The sequence below is a fragment of the Micromonospora sp. C97 genome (assembly GCF_018070385.1).
GTDB classification, from domain to species: Bacteria; Actinomycetota; Actinomycetes; order Mycobacteriales; family Micromonosporaceae; genus Micromonospora; species Micromonospora parva.
This window is the reverse complement of record NZ_JAGPXU010000001.1, coordinates 450,879-471,000: the sequence shown is the minus strand read 5'-3', so window position 1 is coordinate 471,000 and position 20,122 is coordinate 450,879. Positions and strand designations below refer to the sequence as shown.

General features: G+C 70.9%; 22 protein-coding genes. 10 read left to right on the top strand and 12 right to left on the bottom strand.

The window, feature by feature from the left end:
* Positions 1–100 precede the first annotated feature (100 nt).
* The 3 genes from KBX26_RS02105 to KBX26_RS02095 form a co-directional block, all read right to left on the bottom strand.
* Positions 101–508 carry an arsenate reductase ArsC gene (locus KBX26_RS02105; protein ID WP_210858838.1) on the bottom strand — a complete coding sequence of 136 codons (408 nt, stop codon included), beginning with the start codon at positions 506–508 and terminating at the stop codon, positions 101–103.
* Between the two features lie 123 nt (positions 509–631).
* A complete protein-coding gene (locus KBX26_RS02100; protein ID WP_210858836.1) occupies positions 632–1,333 on the bottom strand; it encodes a helix-turn-helix domain-containing protein in 702 nt (233 codons plus the stop codon).
* 100 nt (positions 1,334–1,433) lie between these two features.
* Positions 1,434–1,763, bottom strand: a complete 330-nt coding sequence (locus KBX26_RS02095; protein WP_210864551.1) for a helix-turn-helix transcriptional regulator — start codon at positions 1,761–1,763, stop codon at positions 1,434–1,436.
* A gap of 62 nt (positions 1,764–1,825) precedes the next feature.
* Between KBX26_RS02095 and KBX26_RS02090 the strand changes: the two genes are divergently transcribed.
* Positions 1,826–2,935 carry an NAD(P)/FAD-dependent oxidoreductase gene (locus tag KBX26_RS02090; protein WP_210864550.1) on the top strand — a complete coding sequence of 370 codons (1,110 nt, stop codon included), beginning with the start codon at positions 1,826–1,828 and terminating at the stop codon, positions 2,933–2,935.
* Here the strand turns inward: KBX26_RS02090 and KBX26_RS02085 are convergent.
* The gene (locus KBX26_RS02085; protein ID WP_210858122.1) at positions 2,907–3,284 is read right to left on the bottom strand and encodes a metalloregulator ArsR/SmtB family transcription factor; all 378 of its coding nucleotides are present in this window, start codon (positions 3,282–3,284) and stop codon (positions 2,907–2,909) included. The two genes, KBX26_RS02090 and KBX26_RS02085, sit on opposite strands and share 29 nt — an antisense overlap.
* Before the next feature lie 282 nt (positions 3,285–3,566).
* On the opposite strand from KBX26_RS02085, the gene KBX26_RS02080 reads away from it, so the two are divergent.
* The 3 genes from KBX26_RS02080 to KBX26_RS02070 all read left to right on the top strand — a co-directional run bounded on the left by KBX26_RS02080 (position 3,567) and on the right by KBX26_RS02070 (position 5,876).
* Positions 3,567–3,893: a metalloregulator ArsR/SmtB family transcription factor gene (locus tag KBX26_RS02080; RefSeq protein ID WP_210858120.1), complete on the top strand. Its 327-nt coding sequence runs from the start codon at positions 3,567–3,569 to the stop codon at positions 3,891–3,893.
* Positions 3,893–4,390 carry a GNAT family N-acetyltransferase gene (locus KBX26_RS02075; RefSeq protein ID WP_210858119.1) on the top strand — a complete coding sequence of 166 codons (498 nt, stop codon included), beginning with the start codon at positions 3,893–3,895 and terminating at the stop codon, positions 4,388–4,390. Before KBX26_RS02080 ends, KBX26_RS02075 begins: the two co-directional genes overlap by 1 nt.
* A gap of 76 nt (positions 4,391–4,466) precedes the next feature.
* Entirely contained in the window at positions 4,467–5,876 is a 1,410-nt protein-coding gene (locus KBX26_RS02070) for an FAD-dependent oxidoreductase (RefSeq protein WP_210864549.1), read from the top strand.
* A gap of 84 nt (positions 5,877–5,960) precedes the next feature.
* Here KBX26_RS02070 and KBX26_RS02065 read toward each other — a convergent pair whose 3' ends face one another.
* From KBX26_RS02065 to KBX26_RS02055, 3 genes are all read right to left on the bottom strand, one after another.
* Positions 5,961–7,940 (bottom strand): acyl-CoA dehydrogenase, encoded by a 1,980-nt coding sequence (locus tag KBX26_RS02065; RefSeq protein WP_210864548.1) that lies wholly within the window; start codon positions 7,938–7,940, stop codon positions 5,961–5,963.
* 333 nt (positions 7,941–8,273) lie between these two features.
* Entirely contained in the window at positions 8,274–9,875 is a 1,602-nt protein-coding gene (locus KBX26_RS02060; RefSeq protein ID WP_210864547.1) for a hypothetical protein, read from the bottom strand.
* Complete coding sequence (locus KBX26_RS02055; protein ID WP_030330841.1) at positions 9,872–10,762, bottom strand: ABC transporter ATP-binding protein; 891 nt, start codon at positions 10,760–10,762, stop codon at positions 9,872–9,874. The genes KBX26_RS02060 and KBX26_RS02055 overlap by 4 nt, the downstream gene beginning before the upstream one ends.
* Positions 10,763–10,970: 208 nt before the next feature.
* On the opposite strand from KBX26_RS02055, the gene KBX26_RS02050 reads away from it, so the two are divergent.
* Genes KBX26_RS02050 through KBX26_RS02040 form a run of 3 tightly spaced genes read left to right on the top strand, consistent with a single transcriptional unit; the run spans position 10,971 to position 13,770 of the window.
* Positions 10,971–11,897 carry an ABC transporter ATP-binding protein gene (locus KBX26_RS02050; RefSeq protein ID WP_030330839.1) on the top strand — a complete coding sequence of 309 codons (927 nt, stop codon included), beginning with the start codon at positions 10,971–10,973 and terminating at the stop codon, positions 11,895–11,897.
* Positions 11,875–12,663: an ABC transporter permease subunit gene (locus KBX26_RS02045; RefSeq protein WP_210864546.1), complete on the top strand. Its 789-nt coding sequence runs from the start codon at positions 11,875–11,877 to the stop codon at positions 12,661–12,663. Before KBX26_RS02050 ends, KBX26_RS02045 begins: the two co-directional genes overlap by 23 nt.
* A 60-nt stretch (positions 12,664–12,723) precedes the next feature.
* Positions 12,724–13,770: a CdaR family transcriptional regulator gene (locus KBX26_RS02040; RefSeq protein WP_051708311.1), complete on the top strand. Its 1,047-nt coding sequence runs from the start codon at positions 12,724–12,726 to the stop codon at positions 13,768–13,770.
* Positions 13,771–13,901: 131 nt separating this feature from the next.
* Here KBX26_RS02040 and KBX26_RS02035 read toward each other — a convergent pair whose 3' ends face one another.
* From KBX26_RS02035 to KBX26_RS02020, 4 genes are all read right to left on the bottom strand, one after another.
* Positions 13,902–14,207: a BON domain-containing protein gene (locus KBX26_RS02035; RefSeq protein ID WP_030330834.1), complete on the bottom strand. Its 306-nt coding sequence runs from the start codon at positions 14,205–14,207 to the stop codon at positions 13,902–13,904.
* 95 nt (positions 14,208–14,302) lie between these two features.
* Entirely contained in the window at positions 14,303–14,578 is a 276-nt protein-coding gene (locus KBX26_RS02030; protein WP_030330832.1) for a hypothetical protein, read from the bottom strand.
* An 88-nt stretch (positions 14,579–14,666) separates the two neighbouring features.
* On the bottom strand, positions 14,667–15,281 hold the full coding sequence (locus KBX26_RS02025) for an STAS domain-containing protein (RefSeq protein WP_081883781.1): 615 nt from the start codon (positions 15,279–15,281) through the stop codon (positions 14,667–14,669).
* Between the two features lie 140 nt (positions 15,282–15,421).
* Positions 15,422–15,838, bottom strand: a complete 417-nt coding sequence (locus KBX26_RS02020; protein ID WP_051708309.1) for an STAS domain-containing protein — start codon at positions 15,836–15,838, stop codon at positions 15,422–15,424.
* A 156-nt stretch (positions 15,839–15,994) separates the two neighbouring features.
* Here KBX26_RS02020 and KBX26_RS02015 point away from each other — a divergent pair, with 156 nt between their 5' ends.
* Genes KBX26_RS02015 through KBX26_RS02005 form a run of 3 tightly spaced genes read left to right on the top strand, consistent with a single transcriptional unit; the run spans position 15,995 to position 18,596 of the window.
* A complete protein-coding gene (locus KBX26_RS02015; protein WP_030330826.1) occupies positions 15,995–16,684 on the top strand; it encodes a response regulator transcription factor in 690 nt (229 codons plus the stop codon).
* Complete coding sequence (locus KBX26_RS02010) at positions 16,681–18,036, top strand: cell wall metabolism sensor histidine kinase WalK (RefSeq protein ID WP_210864545.1); 1,356 nt, start codon at positions 16,681–16,683, stop codon at positions 18,034–18,036. The genes KBX26_RS02015 and KBX26_RS02010 overlap by 4 nt, the downstream gene beginning before the upstream one ends.
* Positions 18,033–18,596 carry a GerMN domain-containing protein gene (locus KBX26_RS02005; protein WP_210863662.1) on the top strand — a complete coding sequence of 188 codons (564 nt, stop codon included), beginning with the start codon at positions 18,033–18,035 and terminating at the stop codon, positions 18,594–18,596. The genes KBX26_RS02010 and KBX26_RS02005 overlap by 4 nt, the downstream gene beginning before the upstream one ends.
* Positions 18,597–18,685: 89 nt before the next feature.
* On the opposite strand, the gene KBX26_RS02000 is transcribed toward KBX26_RS02005, so the two are convergent.
* Positions 18,686–20,068, bottom strand: a complete 1,383-nt coding sequence (locus tag KBX26_RS02000) for a ricin-type beta-trefoil lectin domain protein (RefSeq protein WP_210864544.1) — start codon at positions 20,066–20,068, stop codon at positions 18,686–18,688.
* Positions 20,069–20,122: the final 54 nt, after the last annotated feature.

The window sequence follows — 20,122 nt, the reverse complement described above, 5'->3', positions numbered from 1 at the left end:
CGTCGACGCCGGTGGGCGCGTGGTCGGCGAGGGCGGCGATGCCACCAGACCAGTGGGCAGCCGCCCGGCGGCGACGGCCGGCGAGCGGGGGGTGACAGGGTCAGGCGGCGGTGTGCAGTTCGCCGAGGAGCTTCTCCACCCGGGTGCGGATCTCGTCGCGGATGGGGCGTACGGATTCGACGCCCTTGCCGGCCGGGTCGTCGAGTTTCCAGTCCTCGTAGCGCTTGCCGGGAAAGACCGGGCAGGCGTCGCCGCATCCCATGGTGACGATGACGTCCGAAGATTCCGCGGTGGTGTACTCGAGCAGCTTTGGCGTCTGGTCGGTGATGTCGATGCCGACTTCGCGCATGGCCTCGACGGCGGCGGGATTGACGGTTTCTGCGGGGGCGGCGCCGGCGGAGCGGACCTCGACGGTGTCGCCGGCGAGGTGGCGCAACCAACCGGCGGCCATCTGGGAGCGGCCGGCGTTGTGCACGCAGACGAACAGGACGCTGGGCTTGTCGGGCATCAGGAGCCTTCCTTGCAATAGGGGTTGCGGAGCCGGCTGACCGGTGCCGGGACAGGCGGCCTCGTGTTCATGCGCGGTGGCTGGGCGCCGGACTGCGTTCGGCCGTCGCGCAGGAGGCTGGTGTCAGTCATGACGGTCTGGCGACCTCAGGGTGGAGGCCAGGATGGGGGCGACGCGGTCGATGCGGGTGGCGAGGTCGGCGAACGCGGCCTCGAACGCAGCATCGGTGTCGACGCGGACCGGGTCGGGTACCGACCAGTGCAGTCGGGGCCGGACCGGGCCGGTGAGTTCCTCGTGGGCGTTGTCGCAGACGGCGATGAGCAGGTCGTCGTCACGCACGATGTCCGCGACGTGCGCGGTGCCGGTCGCGTCCAGATGCAGACCGTGGCGGTGGGCCACGGCGACGGCGCGCGGGTGAACCCGCTCTGCCGGCCGCGTTCCGGCCGATGTCGCGCAGGTTTGGGCGCGGTCCGACCAGAGGGCGGCGGCCAGTTGCGAGCGGGCGGAGTTGTGGGTGCAGACGAAGACCACCCGACCCACCCCGGCCATCAGCGCTGGCGTCAACGAGGCCAGGGCCTCGGGCCGCAGCTGCAGGTAGGTGCGACGGCGGTCTCCCTCGGATCGGCGGCGGACGACGAGGCCGGCTTCGCTGAGGACCTTGACGTGGTGGGCGACCAGGTTCGTCGGCATGCGAAGGTCATCGGCGATTTCGCCAGGGGAGGCGTCGCCCAGGGTGAGCGCGTCGACGATCGCCAGGCGCGCCGGGTCGCCGAGCGCGGCGTGGGTCCGGGCGCGCACCTGCAGAGAGGCAAGCTCAGTAATCATTGACTCAACCATCGCTGAGCAACTGGTGTGCTGTCAAGCGGCGTCGAGGTCGATGGGCCGGGTGCAGGTCTGACGTCCGGCTCCGCCGGGGGAGTCGCGGTCAGCAGCAGGTCATGAGGTACGACTGCAGCTCGGCGAGCGCCGAGACGGCGCCGTCACGGTCGGCGCGGTAGTACACCGTCTTCCCCTCGCGCCGCGAGGTCACGATCCGCCCCCGACGTAGCAGGGTCAGCTGCTGCGACGCCGTCGCCTGGCTGATGCCGGCGTGCTCGGCGACTTCCCCGACGGACAGCTCGGCGCCCTGGGAGAACAGCATCATGATCCGTTGTCGTGTTGGGCTGCCCAACGCCTTGAGGAACTCCTGCGTGGCCGGTGCCAGCCCGGTTTGTCCGGCGGCGGGCGCGACCGCTGTGGGCTGCGGCTGATCCATGGTCCCACCTTCCAGCATTCCCATCATATTGTCATTCAACGAAATGACAATATGATGATGGAGTGATCACCTCCTCAGAACCAGTCGTCATCGTCGGCGGCGGCCAGTCCGGTCTCGCCGCCGCCCACGCCGGTCTCTCCGCTGGCCTGCGCCCTGTCGTCCTGGGGGCAGGCGTCGAGCCGGTCGGGTCCTGGGCCGGCTACTACGACAGCCTCACCCTGTTCTCCCCGGCCCGGTACAGCAGCCTGCCTGGCATGGCCTTCGACGAGGGAGATCCCGACCGCTATCCGACCCGCGACGACGTCGTCGCCTATCTGCGCCGCTATGCCGCCAGCATCGATGTCGAGATCCGCACCGGCACCCGGGTCGCCGCTGTTCACCCGCGCCCAGGCGGTGGCTACCTCGTCCACACCGACAGTGGCGACGAGATCGGCGCTAAGGGCGTCGTCGCCGCCAGCGGTTCCTTCGGCAATCCGTACCTGCCGGTGCTGCCCGGCCACGACACCTACGCCGGCGAGGTGCGGCACGTCGCGCACTATCGGCGGCCCGAGCCGTATACCGGTAAGCGGGTCCTCGTCGTGGGCGCCGGGAACTCCGCCGTCCAGGTCGCCTACGAACTGGCGCCACACGCGCGGGTCACCCTGGCCACCCGGGCACCGATCCAGTTCATGCCGCAGCGCATCCGAGGCCGGGACCTGCATCACTGGCTCCACGTCACCCGCGCGGACCTCCTGCCCCGGTCGGTGCTCACTCGCCTGATCCGCCACGCCGCCGTGCTCGACACCGGCGTGTACCGCGACGCGATCGCCTCCGGCGTGCTCGCCCGCCAGGAGATGTTCACCGCCTTCACCGCCGACGGCGTCATCTGGGCGGACGGTACGCACGAGGCGGTCGACACGGTGCTCTTCGCGACCGGCTACCGCCCGAACCTGGACTACCTCGCCCCGCTCGGAGCCCTGGATGACGGCATGCCCCGCCACGTGTCAGGTGTCTCCACGACCCACCGGGGGCTGGTCTATCTCGGGTTGGAGTTCCAGCGATCGTTCTCGTCGAACACCCTGCGCGGCGTCGGGCGCGACGCGGCGCATGTCGTTGCCGCCTTGGCCGGCGGCGTGTCCGGCCGGTCGCTGCGCCGGCTGCCGCCTATGAGGCGGTTACCGATTCCACGGTGAGCAGCGCCGCGAGTTGGCGCAGGACCGCCGGTCGCGCCCGGTAGTACACCCAGGTGCCGCGCCGTTCGGCGTCGACGAGGCCGGCCTCGCGCAGGGTCCTGAGGTGATGCGAGATGGTCGGACCGGTCAGGTTGAAGGCAGGGGTGAGGTCGCAGACGCACGCCTCGCCGTTGTCGGCGGAGGCGATCATCGACATCAGCTGCAGCCGGACCGGGTCGCCGAGGGCCTTGAACGCCGGCGCGAGCAGCGCGGCGGTCTCGGCCGGCACGCGGTGCTGCGCCAAGGGTTGGCAGCAGAACCCCTCGCTGGTCACGTCGGTGAGAGTGAGAGGCGCAGCTTGCTTCGACATTCCTCTAGGTTGACATCTCTCTAATCAACGTGCAACCGTCTGTTTCGACGGACGTCAAGACAGGAGGGGATCATGTTCAGGCTTACGCGCCGACCGAGGGCATCCACGACCGGTGTCCGATTTTGCGACTCCTGCGCCGAGGTCAGCACTGTCGAGCAGCGTGCCGAGCGCCGCTTCGACGCGGCGCGGGCCGCCTACGCGACCTTCGGTCGATGATCACCGCTCACGGTTGGTAGGCTTAATCGTCTATCGCCGATGAACGATGAAACGGGGAGGTGGGGGATGGCCGAGTTGCTCGACCGGACGACGGCGCAGACGTACGCGTCGTGGTTCCGGGCACTGGCCGACCCGACCCGGGTGCAGATCGTCGAGTACCTCGCCCGGCAGGCTCAGGCGACGAGCGTGGGGGAGATCGTCACCGCGATCGGCCGTGCGCAGTCCACCGTCTCGCAGCACCTGAAGATCCTCACCGAGGTGCGGTTCGTCCTCATCGAGCCGGTCGGCACCGCCCGCCACTACCGGATCAACGACGCCTGCGTCGACTGCTTCCCCTCCGCCGCGGACGTGGTCATGGGTCGACCCGCCCCCAGCCCGAACGGAACCTGCTGATGACCGACGTCACGGTGCGCGCCCTGCGGTACGAGGACGCCGAGCGGGTCCTGGCCATCTACCAGGCCGGGCTCGACGCCGGTAACGCCAGCTTCGAGATCACCGCACCGACCTGGTCGGCGTTCGACGCGGCGAAGCTGCCCGACCACCGCTTCGTCGCGGTGGACCCCGATGACAGGGTGCTCGGTTGGATCGCCGCCGCACCCACCTCGGCCCGCGACGTCTACGCCGGGGTGGTCGAGCACTCCGTCTACGTCGATCCCGCCGCGCAGGGCCGCGGCATCGCCCGGCTGCTGCTGGACCGGCTGATCATCTCCACCGAGGCCGCCGGCATCTGGACCATCCAGTCCGGAGTCTTCCCCGAGAACGCGGCCAGCCTCACCCTGCACGAGCGGGCCGGCTTCCGGATCATCGGCGTACGCGAGCGGATCGGTCGTCACCACGGCCGCTGGCGCGACGTCGTCCTGCTCGAGCGGCGCAGCCCGGTCGTCACCTGACCAACCGCAGGCCCTCACCCGTGGGCCCCGTCCACTCCGTTGATTCGATAACTGTCAAAGCAGAGGAGTCTTGCTGATGAGCACCCTGAACGAGCTGCCCGTCATGGTCATCGGCGCCGGCCCGGTAGGTCTGGCCGCCGCCGCGCACCTGCACGAGCGGGGCATCGCCTTCACCGTCCTCGAAGCCGGCGACACCCCGGGCGCCGCTGTCCGCCAGTGGGGGCACGTGCGCGTCTTCTCGCCGTGGCGGTACAACATCGACCCGGCCGCACGCCGCCTCCTCGACGCGGCCGGGTCGGTCGCCCCCGATCTGGAGGCGCTGCCCACCGGAGCGGAGCTGGCCCGCGACTACCTCCAGCCCCTCGCCGAGCTGGCGCAGCTCAAGCCGCACCTGCGCTACGGCGCCCGGGTCGAGGCGATCAGCCGCCGGGGCCTGGACCGGCTGCGCACCGCCGGTCGTGACTCCACCCCGTTCCTGATCCGCCTCAGCGACGGCGAGGAGCTCCTCGCCCGCGCCGTCATCGACGCGTCCGGCACCTGGGGCACCCCGAACGTCCTGGGCGCGTCCGGCCTGCCCGCCCACGGCGAGAGCACCGTCGCCGCGTTTCTGGAGCACGCGCTGCCCGATGTTCTCGGCGCGGCCCGGGACCGTTTCGCCGGCCGGCACACCCTCGTCGTCGGGGCCGGCCACTCCGCCGCGAACACCCTGCTGTCCCTGGCCGAACTGGCCGAGTCCACGGCGGGCACCGCGGTGACCTGGGCGATCCGGGCCGCCTCACCGGCGCGTACCTACGGCGGCGGGGACGCCGACGCCCTCCCGGCGCGTGGCGCCCTGGGCTCCCGGCTGCGCGCGCACGTCGACGCCGGCCGGATCCGGTTGCTCACCGGCTTCTCCGTGCACGCCCTCACCCCGACAGATGGCCGGGTCACTGTGCTGGTGCGCCACGCCGACGGCGAAGAGGAGTCCGTCACCGTCGACCGGATCGTCGCCGCCACCGGCTTCCGCCCCGACCACTCGATCGCCGCCGAGCTGCGCCTGGACCTCGACCCGATCATGGGTGCCACCCGCGCCCTCGCGCCGCTGATCGACCCGAACGAGCACTCCTGCGGCACCGTTCCCCCACACGGCGTGAACGAACTCACCCACCCGGAAACCGACTACTACGCCGTCGGCATGAAGTCCTACGGCCGGGCACCCACGTTCCTCATGGCCACCGGGTACGAGCAGGTCCGCTCCGTCGTCGCCGCCCTCGCCGGCGACTGGGACGCCGCACACGCCGTCCAGCTCGATCTGCCCGAAACCGGCGTGTGCAGCAGCAACCCCGCCGACTCCGCCACCGGCGACAGCTGCTGCGGGCCGGCGTCCGCAGCAGAGCCGGCGGCACGCGGACTCGCCACCGGCATCTCCGGCGGGTTGCTGTCCACGCCCCTGAACCTGGTCACCCTCGACGCCGCCCCCGCTCAGACCGGCGGCTGCTGCAGCTGACCTCCACCACCACGACGGTGCCCGCCGACCCCAAAGCCGGCGGGCACCCTTCGGCCGAGCCGGGGCGGGCTTCCGGGCCGTCCCCTACGCCGGTACCACCTGCCGATCGCCGGCGGCGTCGTGGATGGCCATCGAGTCCTGCCGGCCGGGTTCCTCTTGCAGAATGGCGCAGTTCAGCCAGGCCTCCGGGATGGCGAAACCGTCCACGAGGGTGCGCATGTGCGGGCGCAGCTCCTTGAGCAGGCCGTTCACCACGGCCGTGATCGCCTTGGAGCGGGCCGGTGTCAGCCGGCCGTGCTCCAGGAACCAACCCTTGTTGGCCTCGATCACGCTGAGCGCGTACAGGTCACCGACCCGGGAGAGCAACGCCCGGACCGCGGGGTCGGCGGTCTCCTCGATGCCGGCGACGAACGCCTCCAGGGTGACCCGGTCGATGTGCGCGGTGGCGACCGCGAGAACGTGGTCCTGGACGTCGTTGAAGATGTCGAAGGAACGGTCCTTCTTGGTGGCCGCGCCGTTGCGGAGCCGGCGGACAGCGCCGTCGAGGAGGTGCCTCTCGCGGTCCTCGAAGGCCTTGAGCTGCCAACCGCGATCGGTGACCGCTACCTCGTCGTCGCGGCCCGGCACCGCGCTGATCAGCCGCTCGATGAGCGAGCGCGCGGCGGTACGCTCGAGCACCATCTCGCGGACCTGGTCGGCGACGAAGGAAGCGCGCCCCCAGCCGTCCAACGAGCCGAACGCGTCCCGGTGGCCGGTGAGCAGCCCCTTGGCCACCAGTTGCAGCAGCACCGTGTTGTCGCCCTCGAACGTGGTGAAGACGTCGGTGTCCGCCTTCAGACCGGGCAGGCGGTTCTCGGCCAGGTAACCGGCTCCGCCACACGCCTCGCGGCACATCTGGATGGTGCGGGTGGCGTGCCAGGTCTGCGCCGCCTTGAGACCGGCGGCCCGGGACTCCAGCTGCCGCTGTCGCTGCTCGTCAACCGGGCCGTCGCCGCCCTGCACCTCGCTGAGAGAGGTGAGCAGCTCGGTCTGGGCGAAGTGCAGCGCGTACGTGGTGGCCAGGGCGGGCAGCAGCTTGCGCTGGTGGGCCAGGTAGTCGTTGATCAGCACCTCCCGGTCCGCGCCGGGCGTGCCGAACTGGCGGCGGATGTCGCCGTAGCGCACCGCGATGGTCAGTGCCGACTTGGTGGCCGCGGACGCGGCGCCACCCACGCTCACCCGACCGCGGACCAGGGTGCCGAGCATGGTGAAGAAGCGTCGGGAGTCGTTCTCGATCGGGCTCGAGTACGAGCCGTCCTCGGCGACCTGACCGTACCGGTCCAGGAGCATGTCGCGGGGCACTGCCACGTGGTCGAAGCTGAGCCGCCCGTTGTCCACGCCGAGTAACCCGCCCTTGGCGCCGGCGTCGCCGATGCTCACGCCGGGCAGCGGATTGCCCTGGGCGTCGCGGATCGGCACCAGCCACGCGTGCACGCCGTGCCGTCGTCCGTCGGTGATCAGTTGGGCGAAGACCACCGCCATCCGCCCGTCCCGTGCGGCGTTGCCGATGTAGTCCTTGCGGGCCGCCTCGTGCGGCGTGTGCAGGTCGAAGGTCTGCGTCTGCGGGTCGTACGTGCAGGTGGTGCGCAGTTGCTGGACGTCGGAGCCGTGGCCGGTCTCGGTCATCGCGAAACAGCCGAAGATCCGGCCCGAGATGATGTCCCGCAGGTAGGCGTCGTGGTGTCGTCTGGTGCCGAGGGCGGCGACGGCACCGCCGAACAGGCCCCACTGCACGCCGGCCTTGACCATCAGCGACAGGTCGATCTGCGCCAGCATCTCGCTGGCCACGATCGACCCGCCGACGTCGGACCTGCCGCCGTACTCGGGGGGAAAGGCCGACGCCATGCCCAGCTCGGCGGGGAGTTCGGTGAGCAGTCGGGTGATCCGCTCCCGTGCCTGGTCACCGGTCTCGCCGTACACCGGGAGGAAGCGCGCGTCGAGGTGATTCCGGTGGGCGTTGCGGACGTCGGCCCACGGTCCGTCGAGCACGTCTCGCAGGCGAGCGAGGTCGATGTGATCGGGCATGATCCCCCCTCAGCTAACGGGCATAAGGTGCAGACTGTGCCTAATCAAGAATACCGACGCCACGGTGAATAGCTGGGGAAGATCGTTGTGAGAGGGGACACCCTGGGGTCGTTGTGTGATTCTTTCCAGGGTGTAGCGGCGCGGGCGGCAATAAGCCGCAGCGATCGTCGCGCGACACGTTGGACGGTCAGCCCGGCACCGCTGGTGCGCAATTCCGGGGCGCAATACCACGATCGTGCATGGCGACGGGATTCGCCGCGAGGGCGGCGATCCGGATGCGCAACGCCGCACCTCGCCACGGGCGGCGTCCGGGTCGGGTCGAACTGATCACCGTCAGGCGCACAGGTCGCGGCGGCGGTAGCCGATCGAGCCGGCGACCACTCCTGCTGCGGCGATGCCGGCCATCACCGCTGCTGCCCGCCAGGCCGGTGCGGTGGCCGGCACCGCGGCCAGGTGCGCGAACGGGGACAGCGCACGGACCCAGGCGGGGGCGTCGACGCTGTCGGCGATGACCTGCCACACGAACCCACCAGCGGCCGGAAGAGCGCCGACCGCCGCCACGGTACGCGGCCGCCAGCCGAGCGCCAGGACGCCGGCTCCCAGACACAGCACCATGATCGGCGCGACGTTCCAGGCACCGGCGAACGCGTCAGCGGCCCCGAGCCCGGCATGGACAATGGCCGTGCCGGCCCACATGGCGAGGCCCGACAGCGTGATCAGGAGCAGCGCGGCGCACCCGGCGATGGTCGCCTCGGCGGCCAACAAGCGCAGTCGGGTCACCGGTGCGGCCAGCACCAGTGTGAGACGCCGGGCACTCTCGTCCGCGGCGGTGGCGGCGAGCCGCACCGAGACGAACACCCCGACCGGCACGGTCAGCAGCGTGAACATGGTGGCCGCGTAACCCTCCACAGTGCCGAGTGCGGGAAAGCCGGCCTGGGCCGCCATGGCCGCGAACTGGGGATTGCCGGTCAGGAACTCGGTCATGGACCGGGCGATCAGACCCAGGAGCAGGAAGTACGCGCCGATTCCGGCAGACCACGCGGCCAGCGGTCGCATGGTGCGTCGTACCGCGAAGGCCGGCACCGAACCGAGCAACGCGGTACGCGCCGGCCGACTGTCGGCCGTCGCCAGAATCCCCGCGCCGACGTCACGCCGCGCCGCGAGCCAACCCGCGAGGGCCAGTAGCAGCAGGGCGGCACATGTCAGCACCACCACCGGCAGCCCTCGACCGGTGGCGAACGGGCGGGTCAGCGCCATCAGCCCGAACGGGGACAGCCACCGAAGCCAGGCCAGCGCGGGGACACCGTCGCCGACCATCCGCATGAGTAGCCCGACCACCAGCACGGCGGCAGCGGCACCGTTGGCCGCCGACCGGCTGGAGAACAGCTGCGCGCCGACTCCTCCGACCGCGACGAAGAAGAGACCGACGGCAGCGAGGCCGGTGCCGTGCAGCACCGAACCGGTGCTCTCCGCTCCCGCGGCGATCATCGCCGCTGCTGTCGCCGCTCCGACGAGGACCGGCACGACGGCCAGGACACCGAGGTGATGGCGGACAGCCTCGGCAAGGGTGACCCGGCCGGACAGCAGCAGGCCCCACCGGCCGGCGTCCTCCTCCCCACGGGTGATCCGGGTGGCAGCCAGCATCGCCCACACACCGAGCACCACCGCCAGTACGGTGCCCGTACGCCACACCGTGAACCCGCCGGCCTGGTCGAGCGCGACCGGATCGCCGAAGAGGGTACGGATCGCAGGGTTGCGGGCCAGCGCCGCCACGGCGGCCGGATCCAGCGCGTCCGCGCGGTAGCCGACCACCACCAGCGCGGACATGCCCGCGCAGACGGCGGTCACGACCACGGCACCCCGGCGTACCTGTCGCACCGCGAGCCCTCGGAGCGCCGGCTGCGGGCGGGTTGCCGGCGTCGCGGTCGCTGTCATCGGGGGCTCTGCCCGTAGTAGGCGAGGAATATCTCCTCCAGGCTCTGCTCGCGGACGACGATCGTCGCCACATCAGCGTCGGCCAGGGCGCGCAGCGCCGCGGCGGGGGAGCCGTTGAGAGTGAATCGCACTGCCGCCGGGCCGTCCTCGTGCAGGCCGTCGACGCCGAGGACGCCGGTGAGGTCCGGTGGCGTGCCGGTGAACGTTGCGGCCACCTCGGTGTGGTGCAGTCGGCGTAGCTGGGCGACGGAGGCCACCTCCACCAGTTGGCCGGCGCGCAGGATGCCGACGCGGTCGCAGACGGCCTCGACCTCGGCGAGCTGGTGGGAGCTGAGGAAGACCGTCTGCCCGTTGTCGCGGGCAACCCCGACGGCCTGCCGGAACTGCAGTTCCATGAGCGGATCCAGGCCGCTGGTGGGCTCGTCCAGCACCAGCAGAGGCGCCCGGGTGGCGAACGCCGCGATCAGGGCGACCTTCTGCCGGTTGCCCGTCGAGTAGGTGCCGGCCGGTTTGGACACGTCGAGCGCGAACCGTTGGATGAGTTCGTCGCGGTACGCGGTGTCCGTACCGGGACCGATGCGGGCGAGCAGGTCCAGCACCTCGGCGCCGGTCATCCGCTGCCACAGCGCCACATCCGCCGGTACGTAGGCGAGCCGGCGATGGGCGGCGGCGACGTCGGCGGCGTCGGTGTCGAAGATCCGCGCTCGACCGGAGGTGGGTCGGGCGAGGCCGAGCAGCAGCCGGATCGTTGTTGACTTGCCGGCGCCGTTGGGGCCGAGGAACCCGAACACCTCGCCCGCCGCGACGTCGAGGGTGAGGTTGTCGAGGGCGAGTAGGCGTCCATACCGCTTGGACAGATTTTCGGTGCGCAAGGCAGAAACGCCCATCGGAGCCTCCAGGAGTCGCAGCACGACATGACCTGCCGACCAGACTTCCCGGCGCACCTGATGGGAGAGTACTCCCGGCGCTCGCGGCTCGGGGACCCGCCGGGCAGCGGTTCGGGCTACTGCTTCCGGTATTCGGCAACGGCCTCAGCGAAATGTCGGCCGGGTGCTGACCTGGATGTCGGGCGGGAAGGCCGGCGACGATGTGGGCATGACAAGCGACATCGCTCTGCTCACCGAGGACCTGACCAAGTTCTATGGCCAGCGTCGCGGCATCGAGGGGCTCAGCCTGGAGATTCGTGCCGGGGAGGTGGTGGGTTTCCTCGGCCCGAACGGTGCAGGGAAGACCACCACCATCCGGCTGCTGTTGGACTTCCTGCGCCCCACTCGCGGACACGCGACCGTGCTCGGACTCGACCCGCGCCGGGACAAGGCCGCACTGCACCGTCAGATCGGCTATCTGCCCGGCGAGCTCGTGTTTCCCGGGCGCGACAAGGCGGAGGACCTGCTGCGCTTCTTCGCCGCGGCACGCGGCGGCGTGGCCTGGTCGCAGGTTGCCGAGCTCGCGGAGCGGCTCGACCTGGATCTCTCACGCCCGGTACGCACGATGAGTAAGGGGAACAAGCAGAAGGTGGGTTTGGTGCAGGCGTTCATGCACCGGCCGGCGGTGCTGGTCCTGGATGAGCCGACCAGTGGGCTGGACCCCCTCATGCAGCAGGAGTTCCTGGCCATGGTCCGCGACGCCAGAGTTGCCGGGCAGACCGTCTTCATGTCCTCTCATGTCCTGGCCGAGGTGCAGCAGGTGGCCGATCGGGTCGCCATCGTCCGCGCCGGCCGGCTGGCCGCGGTCGAGCGGGTTGAGTCACTGGGGAAGCGGGCGGTCCGCGCCGTCGAGATTCACTTCGATGATCCGGTGGACCCGGCAGAGTTCAGTGTCCTGCCCGGAGTACGTGACGTGGTGGTGTCCGGGCCGGTGCTGAAATGCACCGTCGACGGCCGCATCGACCCGCTGATCAAGGCGGCGGCGCGTCATGAGGTGATGGACATGTTGTCGGCCGAACCTGACCTGGAAGAGACGTTCCTGTCGTTCTACTACCACGCGGAAGGAGCCGGCGATGCTTCCCGCGCTGGTGCGTAAGACCTGGCGGGACGACCGCCTGGCATTGATCGGTTGGACCGGTGGCGTCGCCGCCTTCACCGCCATCTACACCTCCTTCTACAGCCAGTTCCAGGGTGCCGCGGAGCTGAAGCAGGACGCGTTGCCCCAGGGCATGCTGGACTTCCTCGGCATCGCCGACATGCTGTCGCCCGCCGGCTATCTGCAGGCGACCATCTTCAGCCTGGTCGGCCCACTGCTGGTCCTGATGTGCGCCATCACGCTGGCTGCCCGCACGATCGCTCGGCCGGAGGAGGACGGTGGCATGGAGCTGATGCTGGCCAACCCGGTCTCGCGCGCCGCTTTCGCCTGGCAACGGGTGGTCGCCGCAGGGAGCGCGCTCACCGGAATCGCCGCCATCCCGTGGATCCTGTTGATGATCATTGTTCCCTGGATCGGCATGGACATCGCCCTGTCCAACGTCGCTGCCGCGTCCGCCGGGCTGGTCGCCCTGGTGTGGTGTTTCGCCGGCATCGCCTTCCTCGTTGGCGCCGCCACCGGAAAACGGGCTGCCGTTCTCGCGATCACCGGTGGCCTTGCGCTGGCCACCTACATGGCCAACGCCATCGGCGGCATGGTGGACGGATGGCACTGGGTTCGCTGGCTGTCACCGTTCCACTACTTCATCGGCACCGACCCACTGCACACCGGTTGGCACCCGGCCGAGCTTCTCGCCCTCGTGCTCCTTGGTGCCGCGGCCACGATCGCCGGCGTTATCGTCTTCGACCGCCGCGACATCGGTGTGTAAACCTGAAGCTCGTGGCCGCCGTTCACCGGCGGCCACCGCCATGTGGACAAGGAACAGCCCATGAGCGACGACACCTCGCTGGCGGCCGACTGTCAGGATCTGCTGTCCGTCCCGGCCGGTGCCCGGCGTCGGGCGGCGGCGAGCCTGGGTGCCCGCGCAGCGGGTCAAGGGCTCAAGCTGCGCGAGCTCGTCACCGGTCTGCTGGATGCCACCACCGCCCACTGGAGCGCCAACCCGGTCGCGTCGACCGACACCGCGGCCGCCGTGCATTCCCGCGCCGAGACACTCCTGGACACCGCGCGTGTCCTGCTCAGCGCCGCCCTGGACGGGTACGCCCGGCAGAACCGTGCCGAGCTTGATCGCCACGACAACGAACGTTCCGTGTTCGTCAACGACCTGCTCACCGGTAGGGCCGATCCCGGTGATCTCGCCGAGCGCGCACACCGATATGGCATCCGCCTGTCGGCCACCCACACCGTCCTCATCGCCCGTGCGACCGGCCTGACCACCGGCATCACGCACCGCATCGATGCCGCACTGGCCTCCAGGTTCGGCGAGGGCAACACCCTCACCACCCTCCGCGACGGTGACGTGGTCTGCATCAGCGCCGGCGGCCTACGCGGAATCGCGGCCGAACTCGCCCACCTGCTCCTCACCGAACTCGGCGCGGGCAACTGGCAGATTGCCGTCGGGCGTACCCAACCAGGGGTGCATGGCCTGGCCACCTCCCTCGACGAGGCCCGCCACACCCTCGACCACGCCGCCAAGCTCGGCTTCACCACGCCCGTACTCAATGCCGCCGATCTGCTGGTGTTCCCCGTGCTCCTGCGTGACCGCGACGCCATCACCGACCTGGTGACCACGGTCCTCGGGCCACTGACCACGGCGCGCGGCGGTGCCGAGCCGTACCTGGAGACCCTGTCGGTGCTCTTCGACAACCAGGGCAACCACACCGCGACCGCCCGGCAGATGCACCTGTCCGTTCGTGCGATCACCTATCGCCTCGACCGCATCCGGGACCTGACCGGCTACCACCCCGGGGAGCCGACCCAACGGTTCACGCTGCAGACAGCCGTCCTCGGCGCCCGACTGCTCGGCTGGCCGTGATAGCCCGGGAGCGCCAGATCAGGAAGGCGTGCGAGCAGGACCCCCGTTGACCAGACGACGACCATCAGGGTGTCACCGTCGCTAGGGCACGAGAGCGTCCGATCCGCTGTTACGCAGCGTGCGGTGGGGGGTTACCCCTGGTAGTGGCTGCGCCGTGGGCCACTGAGCCGCAGCGTGTTGCAGATGTCGAAGACGCCGGGCACGTCGTAGGCGAGTTCCGCCGCGACCTGCCGGGTGTTCGGGTCACTCACCACGCCGGCGAGGATGACGACCCGGTTCTGCACGGAGACGACGATCTGCTGGCGTCGGGTGGTCCAGTCGATGCTCAGTCGCTGCGCGACAAGCGCCTCGATGCGTCGGTCCTCGTGATCCGGCTCGGGCCGGTTCGAGGCGTCGCCGGACCAGTTCTCGTCAGGTAATGGCCAGGGCAGGTACACGGTCAGCTCCTTGGTCGTGGCGAGGCGGGGGCGGAATCGCGGGCCGGTGGGACGTCCACGTCGGGCACCGGTGCCGCCGCTGCGTCGCCCCCGGTTCACGGGGCGTCGGACGGTTGGGGCTTGGCGGTGGCGACGACGAGCACGACGCCGCTGCCGGCGAGGCCGACCTGGATGACCAGGGTCAGGAGGTTGAGGGTGCCGGTGTCGACGCCAGCGAGCCGGGCGAGGATGGTGCCCGCCAGCGCGGCGACCACCCCGACGGACACCGTCAGCCAGATCGGGGCTTCCCGGCGTCCCGGGATGACGAGCCTGCCGAACAGGCCACTTGCGACGCCGACGAGGAGCGCGGTGACGAGACCGGCGATGCTCATGGGCTTCCTCGGGTGTCCTTGGAGTACGGGGGCGGGTGGCAGTCGGTCTCGACGTACGCCACGGGGAACACCGGCCGATCGATGTCGATCAGGAACGGGCGGCCGTCGCGGCGGAGGTCGTGCGCTCCGACGCCGAACCCGCGGACAACTGGGCGAGGGCGTCGTCGCGGCTGTCGAAGATGGGGAAGGCCCCGTCCAGGCGCATCGTGTGCAGGACGGTGCGGACGAACCGCGACGGCGCGGCCAGGCAGAGCGTGGCCCCACGGTCCCGGGCGTCACGGTGGGCGCGGACCAGGAGGCCCAGGCCGGTGGAGTCGATGAGGTGTACCCGGCTCAGGTCGACCACGATGTTTCCGCCCATGTCGGCGGCGTGCCGCAGGGCGTTGCGCAGCGTGTCACCGGTGTCGAGATCGACGTCACCGGCGGCGGCGACAACTGTCACGTCGTCCACGTGGTCGATGCCGAGGATCCCGCCAGGACCGTGGTCCCCGCACGACGCGTGGCCGCCACCAGCGGGCGGCAGCAGGCTGCAGTGCGGGCAGCGGTGCGGGCCGGTGGCGAACGGGGAACCGCTCCACCCCTGTTCGGATACCAGGGTCCAGACGACCTCCGCGTCGGGGAGCACGCACGCGGTGGCCTTGACGGAGTCGCCGCAGGTGTCGCAGATCAGGGTCATCAGGTGGTCGTCCGGGACAACTGTCATTCTGCTGGTCCTTCCTGGGGCCGTGTCCTCGCGCGCGGTGGGACACGGCGTTCGTGCAGAGCCGGAGCTGGGCCGCCCCCGAGGCTGATGGCGCGACCCGGGGAGCGGTTCAGCCGGAGGTGGAAAGGTGCGACGCTCCGTCAGGTCGCGGCTCGCACCGAGGCGCGGCCATGAGCGACCAACACCGGCGGTGCGGCGATGGGTTCCTGCTCCGCCGTCGCCGTGCCGGGCGGCGACGAGGGGGCGGTGTCGACTATCGGCAGGATCTGGTCCAGCCGGGCGGTGTGCAGGATGCGCCGGATGCGCGGGTTCGGGTTGCGGACGGTGAGGACCCCGTCGGCCCGGGCGAGCCGCCGGTGCACATCGAGTAGGAGCCCGATGGCGGCGGCGTCGATGTGCCGGCAGCCCGACAGGTCGACCACCACCTGTGCGGGACGCAGGGCCACCAGCCGGTCGAACACTGCCCCGGTCGCCGGCAGGCAGGCCAGGTCGAACTCGGTGACGCACACCTCGACCAGCGGCAGCGTGCACGGCGTGGTTGCCAGCGGTCCGGTCACGGGCACACCCCCTTTTCCTTCGCGGACGCGGTCGCCTAGGACCCTGCCGTGCCGGCTTGGCGGTCACCACGCGGATCTGTGACAGTTCCGTGACAAATCTGCCAACCTGCCGCCGCGGTTGGCAGCCGAGCCGGTCATCTGGGGATGATGCCCGGTATGACGGCCGTACTGGTGATCGAGGACGACGACCGCATCCGTCTGGCGTTGCTGCTCGCACTCGAGGACGAAGGCTACGACGCTCTCGGCGCGGCCACCGCCGAAGAGGGCCTGCGCGTGCAGCGCCGCGACCCGGCCGACTACGTGCTCGTCGACCTGATGCTGCCCGGTCTCGACGGGTTCGAGTGCATCCGGCAGCTGCGCCGTGACGATGACGTGCCGATCGTGGTGGTCAGCGCCCGCGACGACACCCACGACATCGTCGCGGCCCTCGAAGCCGGCGCCGACGACTACGTCGTCAAGCCGGTGGCGATCAAGGAACTGACCGCCCGGCTGCGCGCCCTGCGGCGCCGTGCCCGTACCGGCGTCGCGGGGCACACGCCGGATCCCGTGCCGGTGCTCGTGGTCGGCGAGCTGGAGATCAGCCCCGACGGGGGAGAGATCCGCCGCGCCGGCCAACCCGTACCGGTCACCCGCACCGAGTTCCGGCTGCTGTGCGAGCTGGCCGAGCACGCCGGCCGGGTGCTGTCCCGCCAGCAACTGCTGGAACGGGTCTGGGGGTACGACAGCGGAGACGAGCGGCTCGTCGACGTCCACGTGGGCCGGCTGCGGCAGAAGATCGAGCCGGACCCGGCGAACCCGCGGCACCTGGTCACCCTGCGGGGCCTGGGCTACAAGCTGCAGCGATGAGACGCCTCGGACTGCGTACCCGGGTCACCGCCGCGTTCGCCGTCGGCGCGCTCCTGCTCTCGGCGTCGATGGCCCTGATCTCCTACGATCTGACCCGCCGGTCCCTGCTCGACGAGCGTGAACGCACCGCCCTGCGCGCCGCCTACTTCGACGCCACGGTCGTTCGTGCCGGGATCGACACGGACACCCCGGACGTGGTGGAGGTGCTCCGGTCGTTGGACACCGGGGGTAGCCGGCGGCCGGTGCTGCACCTCAACGGCGAGTGGTACGCGCGCGCCGCCGATCCGGGCACCACCGCCGCCATCCCCGCCGAGCTGCGGCGGGTCGTCGCCGCCGGGGAACCCGCCGTGCAGCGGGTACGCGTCGACGGGCAGTCCGCCCTGGTGGTCGGGGTGCCGCTGTCCGCGTCCGCGGCGTACTTCGAGGTCAACTCGCTGCGGGAGCTGGAGCAGACGTTCCAGGTCCTGGCCCTCGCGCTGACCACCGTCGCGATCATGGTCGCCGGGTCCGGGGCGGCACTCGGCTGGTACGCCACCCGGCACGGGCTGCGCCCGCTGACCGCTGTCGCCGACGCGGCCGAGAAGATCGCGGCCGGCGACTTCACCGCCCGCCTCGACACGGCCACCGACCCCGACCTGACCCGCCTGTCCTCCTCGTTCAACCAGATGGTCGACCGCCTCGCCCACCGCATCGAACGGGACCGCCGGTTCGCCGCCGACGTCAGCCACGAGCTGCGCTCGCCGTTGCAGACCCTCGCCGCGGCGGCCAGCGTCCTGGCCCGCCGTCGGGAACACCAGGACGAACGGACCGCCATCGCGGCCGGGCTGGTCGCCGACGAGATCGACCGATTCCAGCGGCTCGTCAACGACCTGATCGACCTGGCCCGCAGCGACCAGCCCGCACACCGGGCGCCCGTGGACGTCGTGGGGCTGGCCCGCGACGCCTGCCGCGCCCTCGACCTGCCCACGACGCTCGTCCAGCTCGCCCCCGACGTGCCGGCGACGTGGCTGGTGGAGCGGCGCCGCGTCGCGCAGGTCCTGGCGAACCTGCTCGACAACGCGGTGACCTACGGGGGTGGTCCCGCCGGCGTCCGGCTGGGTCGCGACGGTGCCGCCGGAGTCATCGAGGTCGATGATGACGGACCGGGCGTGCCCGTCGAGGACCGCGAGGCGATCTTCGACCGGTTCGTTCGGGGGCGAGCGGCGCACACCCGCGGCACCGGCGACGGCACCGGGCTCGGGCTCGCGCTGGTCGCGCAGCACGCCGCGGCACATGGCGGACACGTGACGGTCGGCGACCGGCCCGGCGGCGGCGCCCGCTTCCGCGTCACCCTGCCGGGGAGCCTGCCGTGAAACATCGTCATCTCGTCGTCCTGGCGGTTGCCGCATCGCTGACCGGCTGCAGCATCCCGACCGATGACGCCCCCCGGGTGGTGCAGGCACCGCAGGGGCCATTCCAGAGCTCCGCGTCCGCCGACACGAGCGCGCCGGTCGGCCCGGCCGCCGAGACGCTCTGCTTCGTGCGGGACAACCGGATCATCTCGTTCGTCCGGCGGGTCGACCGGCCACCCACCGTCGAGGAACAACTGCGCCATCTGCTGGCCGGACCCACGGCGGCCGAGCGTGACACGGACCTGACCACCGCGCTGGCGGGAGCGGTCAACGCCGCCGGGGTCACGGTCACCGGCACCGAGGCCCGCGTCGTGGTCGACAAACCTGGTGAGGATGCCGGCCGCAGCGACGAGGTCCTCGCGTTCGGGCAGATCGTCTGCACCCTCACCAGCCGTGACGACGTCACCACCGTCACGTTCTCCCGTGACGGCCGGCCGCTCCGGGTGCCCCGCGCGGACGGTTCACTGTCCGAACAGCCCCTGACCCGCGTCGACTTCGCCCCGTTGATCGCCCCTCGTTGACAGCCGTCCCGCACCACCCCCGGCACGGGCACTGCCGGGGGTGGTGCGGGCGGGCCCGGCATGGCGCCGAGCCCGCCCGTCTCAGCTGATCAGGCGAGGGGTGCGAGCCGGAACTGCTGGTTGGTCTGGCCGTGGCAGTCGTACAGCTGGATCTGGGCTCCGTTGCTGGTGCTCCAGACGTCCAGGCATCGCCCGGACTGGACGTTGCTGATGGTGCCGTTGGAGTTGACGTTCCACTGTTGGTTGGTCTGGCTGTGGCAGCTGTAGATCTGCACCGCCGCGCCGTTGCCGGAGCCGGCGGCGTCGAGGCACATGGTGCCGTACACCTGCAGTTGTTTGCCCGAGGTGTAGGTCCAGGCCTGGTTGGTCTGCTTGTTGCAGGTGTAGAGCTGCACCCGGGTGCCGTTGGTGGTCGCCGCGTTGGGCACGTCGACGCACCGGCCGGACTGGGTGCCGACGATTTCGTTGGCCGAGCCGGGCGGGTTGGTGGGCGGGTCGGTCGGCGGGTCGGTCGGCGGGGTGGTCGGCGTCGACGGCAGCAACGGGCAGGTGCTGCGGGAGGTGACCACACCGCTGGAGTCCAGCAACGGGCAGAGGAACTGGCTGTACCGGGCGTCGTTGTCGATGAACATCTTGAGGAACGGCAGCATGGTCCGGATCATCACCGGGTTCGACCGGCCGACCATGAACCCGTGGTCGGCGCCGGCGACCTCCAGGTAGATACTCTCCGTCGTGCTCGGCAGGCTGTTGTACAGGCCGGTGGCGTAGGACGGGGTGACCACGGTGTCGGCCTGCCCGGCGAAGATCATTGTCGGCACCCGGTCGTTGGCCAGGTTCGATGACGGCGAGTACGGAGCGATGCCGACCGCGGCCTTCAACGACGATCGCCGGGTGGCGGCGCTCAGCGCGCCACCGCCGCCCATGGAGTGGCCGGCGACCGCCAGCCGGGTGGGGTCGACGCGGTCGCGTACCGGGCTCTGCTGGGTCAGGTAGTCCAGGGCGGCGAGCAACTGGGTGCCCCGGGCGGTGTCGAAGTCGTTACGGCTGTTGGTCTCGATGCCGATCACGACGAAGCCGTGCGAGGCCAGCCACGGCCCCATCCAGGCCAGTTCCGCGGAGAACAACGCCGTGTAACCCGGCGAGATCGCGATGGCCCCGAAGGTGCCCTGGCTGGTGTCGGTCGGGTAGTAGATCCGGCCGCCGTTGAAGCCGTACCCGGTCGGGACGCTGACCGAGGTGTTGGCGAACGGACCGTTCTCGGTGGCGACGCTGGTCCGGGTCGGGTCCGGACCGCGCTGGTACGGGTTGTCGGCGGCCGACGCCGATCCGGTCGCCACGGTGATGGAGAGCAGGCCGACCGCGGCGGCGAGCCCGGCCGCGGCGAGCGTGAAGATCCCTCTCCGGCGCCGGGGGGACACCCGGGCCGGGTCGGCGTCTCCCGGGGACGGGGGACGGTTGGCGTGTTCTGGCACTGTCGTACCTCCTGGTGGTGGATGGATGCGGGGCGGGTGGGCTCGCGCGAGCCC

Bases quoted from the DNA above. Each gene is read 5' to 3' on its own strand.
- KBX26_RS02105 (WP_210858838.1), bottom strand. From the start codon at position 508: ATGCCCGACAAGCCCAGCGTCCTGTTCGTCTGCGTGCACAACGCCGGC.
- KBX26_RS02100 (WP_210858836.1), bottom strand. From the start codon at position 1,333: ATGATTACTGAGCTTGCCTCTCTGCAGGTGCGCGCCCGGACCCACGCC.
- KBX26_RS02095 (WP_210864551.1), bottom strand. From the start codon at position 1,763: ATGGATCAGCCGCAGCCCACAGCGGTCGCGCCCGCCGCCGGACAAACC.
- KBX26_RS02085 (WP_210858122.1), bottom strand. From the start codon at position 3,284: ATGTCGAAGCAAGCTGCGCCTCTCACTCTCACCGACGTGACCAGCGAG.
- KBX26_RS02080 (WP_210858120.1), top strand. From the start codon at position 3,567: ATGGCCGAGTTGCTCGACCGGACGACGGCGCAGACGTACGCGTCGTGG.
- KBX26_RS02075 (WP_210858119.1), top strand. From the start codon at position 3,893: ATGACCGACGTCACGGTGCGCGCCCTGCGGTACGAGGACGCCGAGCGG.
- KBX26_RS02070 (WP_210864549.1), top strand. From the start codon at position 4,467: ATGAGCACCCTGAACGAGCTGCCCGTCATGGTCATCGGCGCCGGCCCG.
- KBX26_RS02065 (WP_210864548.1), bottom strand. From the start codon at position 7,940: ATGCCCGATCACATCGACCTCGCTCGCCTGCGAGACGTGCTCGACGGA.
- KBX26_RS02060 (WP_210864547.1), bottom strand. From the start codon at position 9,875: ATGACAGCGACCGCGACGCCGGCAACCCGCCCGCAGCCGGCGCTCCGA.
- KBX26_RS02055 (WP_030330841.1), bottom strand. From the start codon at position 10,762: ATGGGCGTTTCTGCCTTGCGCACCGAAAATCTGTCCAAGCGGTATGGA.
- KBX26_RS02050 (WP_030330839.1), top strand. From the start codon at position 10,971: ATGACAAGCGACATCGCTCTGCTCACCGAGGACCTGACCAAGTTCTAT.
- KBX26_RS02045 (WP_210864546.1), top strand. From the start codon at position 11,875: ATGCTTCCCGCGCTGGTGCGTAAGACCTGGCGGGACGACCGCCTGGCA.
- KBX26_RS02040 (WP_051708311.1), top strand. From the start codon at position 12,724: ATGAGCGACGACACCTCGCTGGCGGCCGACTGTCAGGATCTGCTGTCC.
- KBX26_RS02030 (WP_030330832.1), bottom strand. From the start codon at position 14,578: ATGAGCATCGCCGGTCTCGTCACCGCGCTCCTCGTCGGCGTCGCAAGT.
- KBX26_RS02025 (WP_081883781.1), bottom strand. From the start codon at position 15,281: ATGACAGTTGTCCCGGACGACCACCTGATGACCCTGATCTGCGACACC.
- KBX26_RS02015 (WP_030330826.1), top strand. From the start codon at position 15,995: ATGACGGCCGTACTGGTGATCGAGGACGACGACCGCATCCGTCTGGCG.
- KBX26_RS02010 (WP_210864545.1), top strand. From the start codon at position 16,681: ATGAGACGCCTCGGACTGCGTACCCGGGTCACCGCCGCGTTCGCCGTC.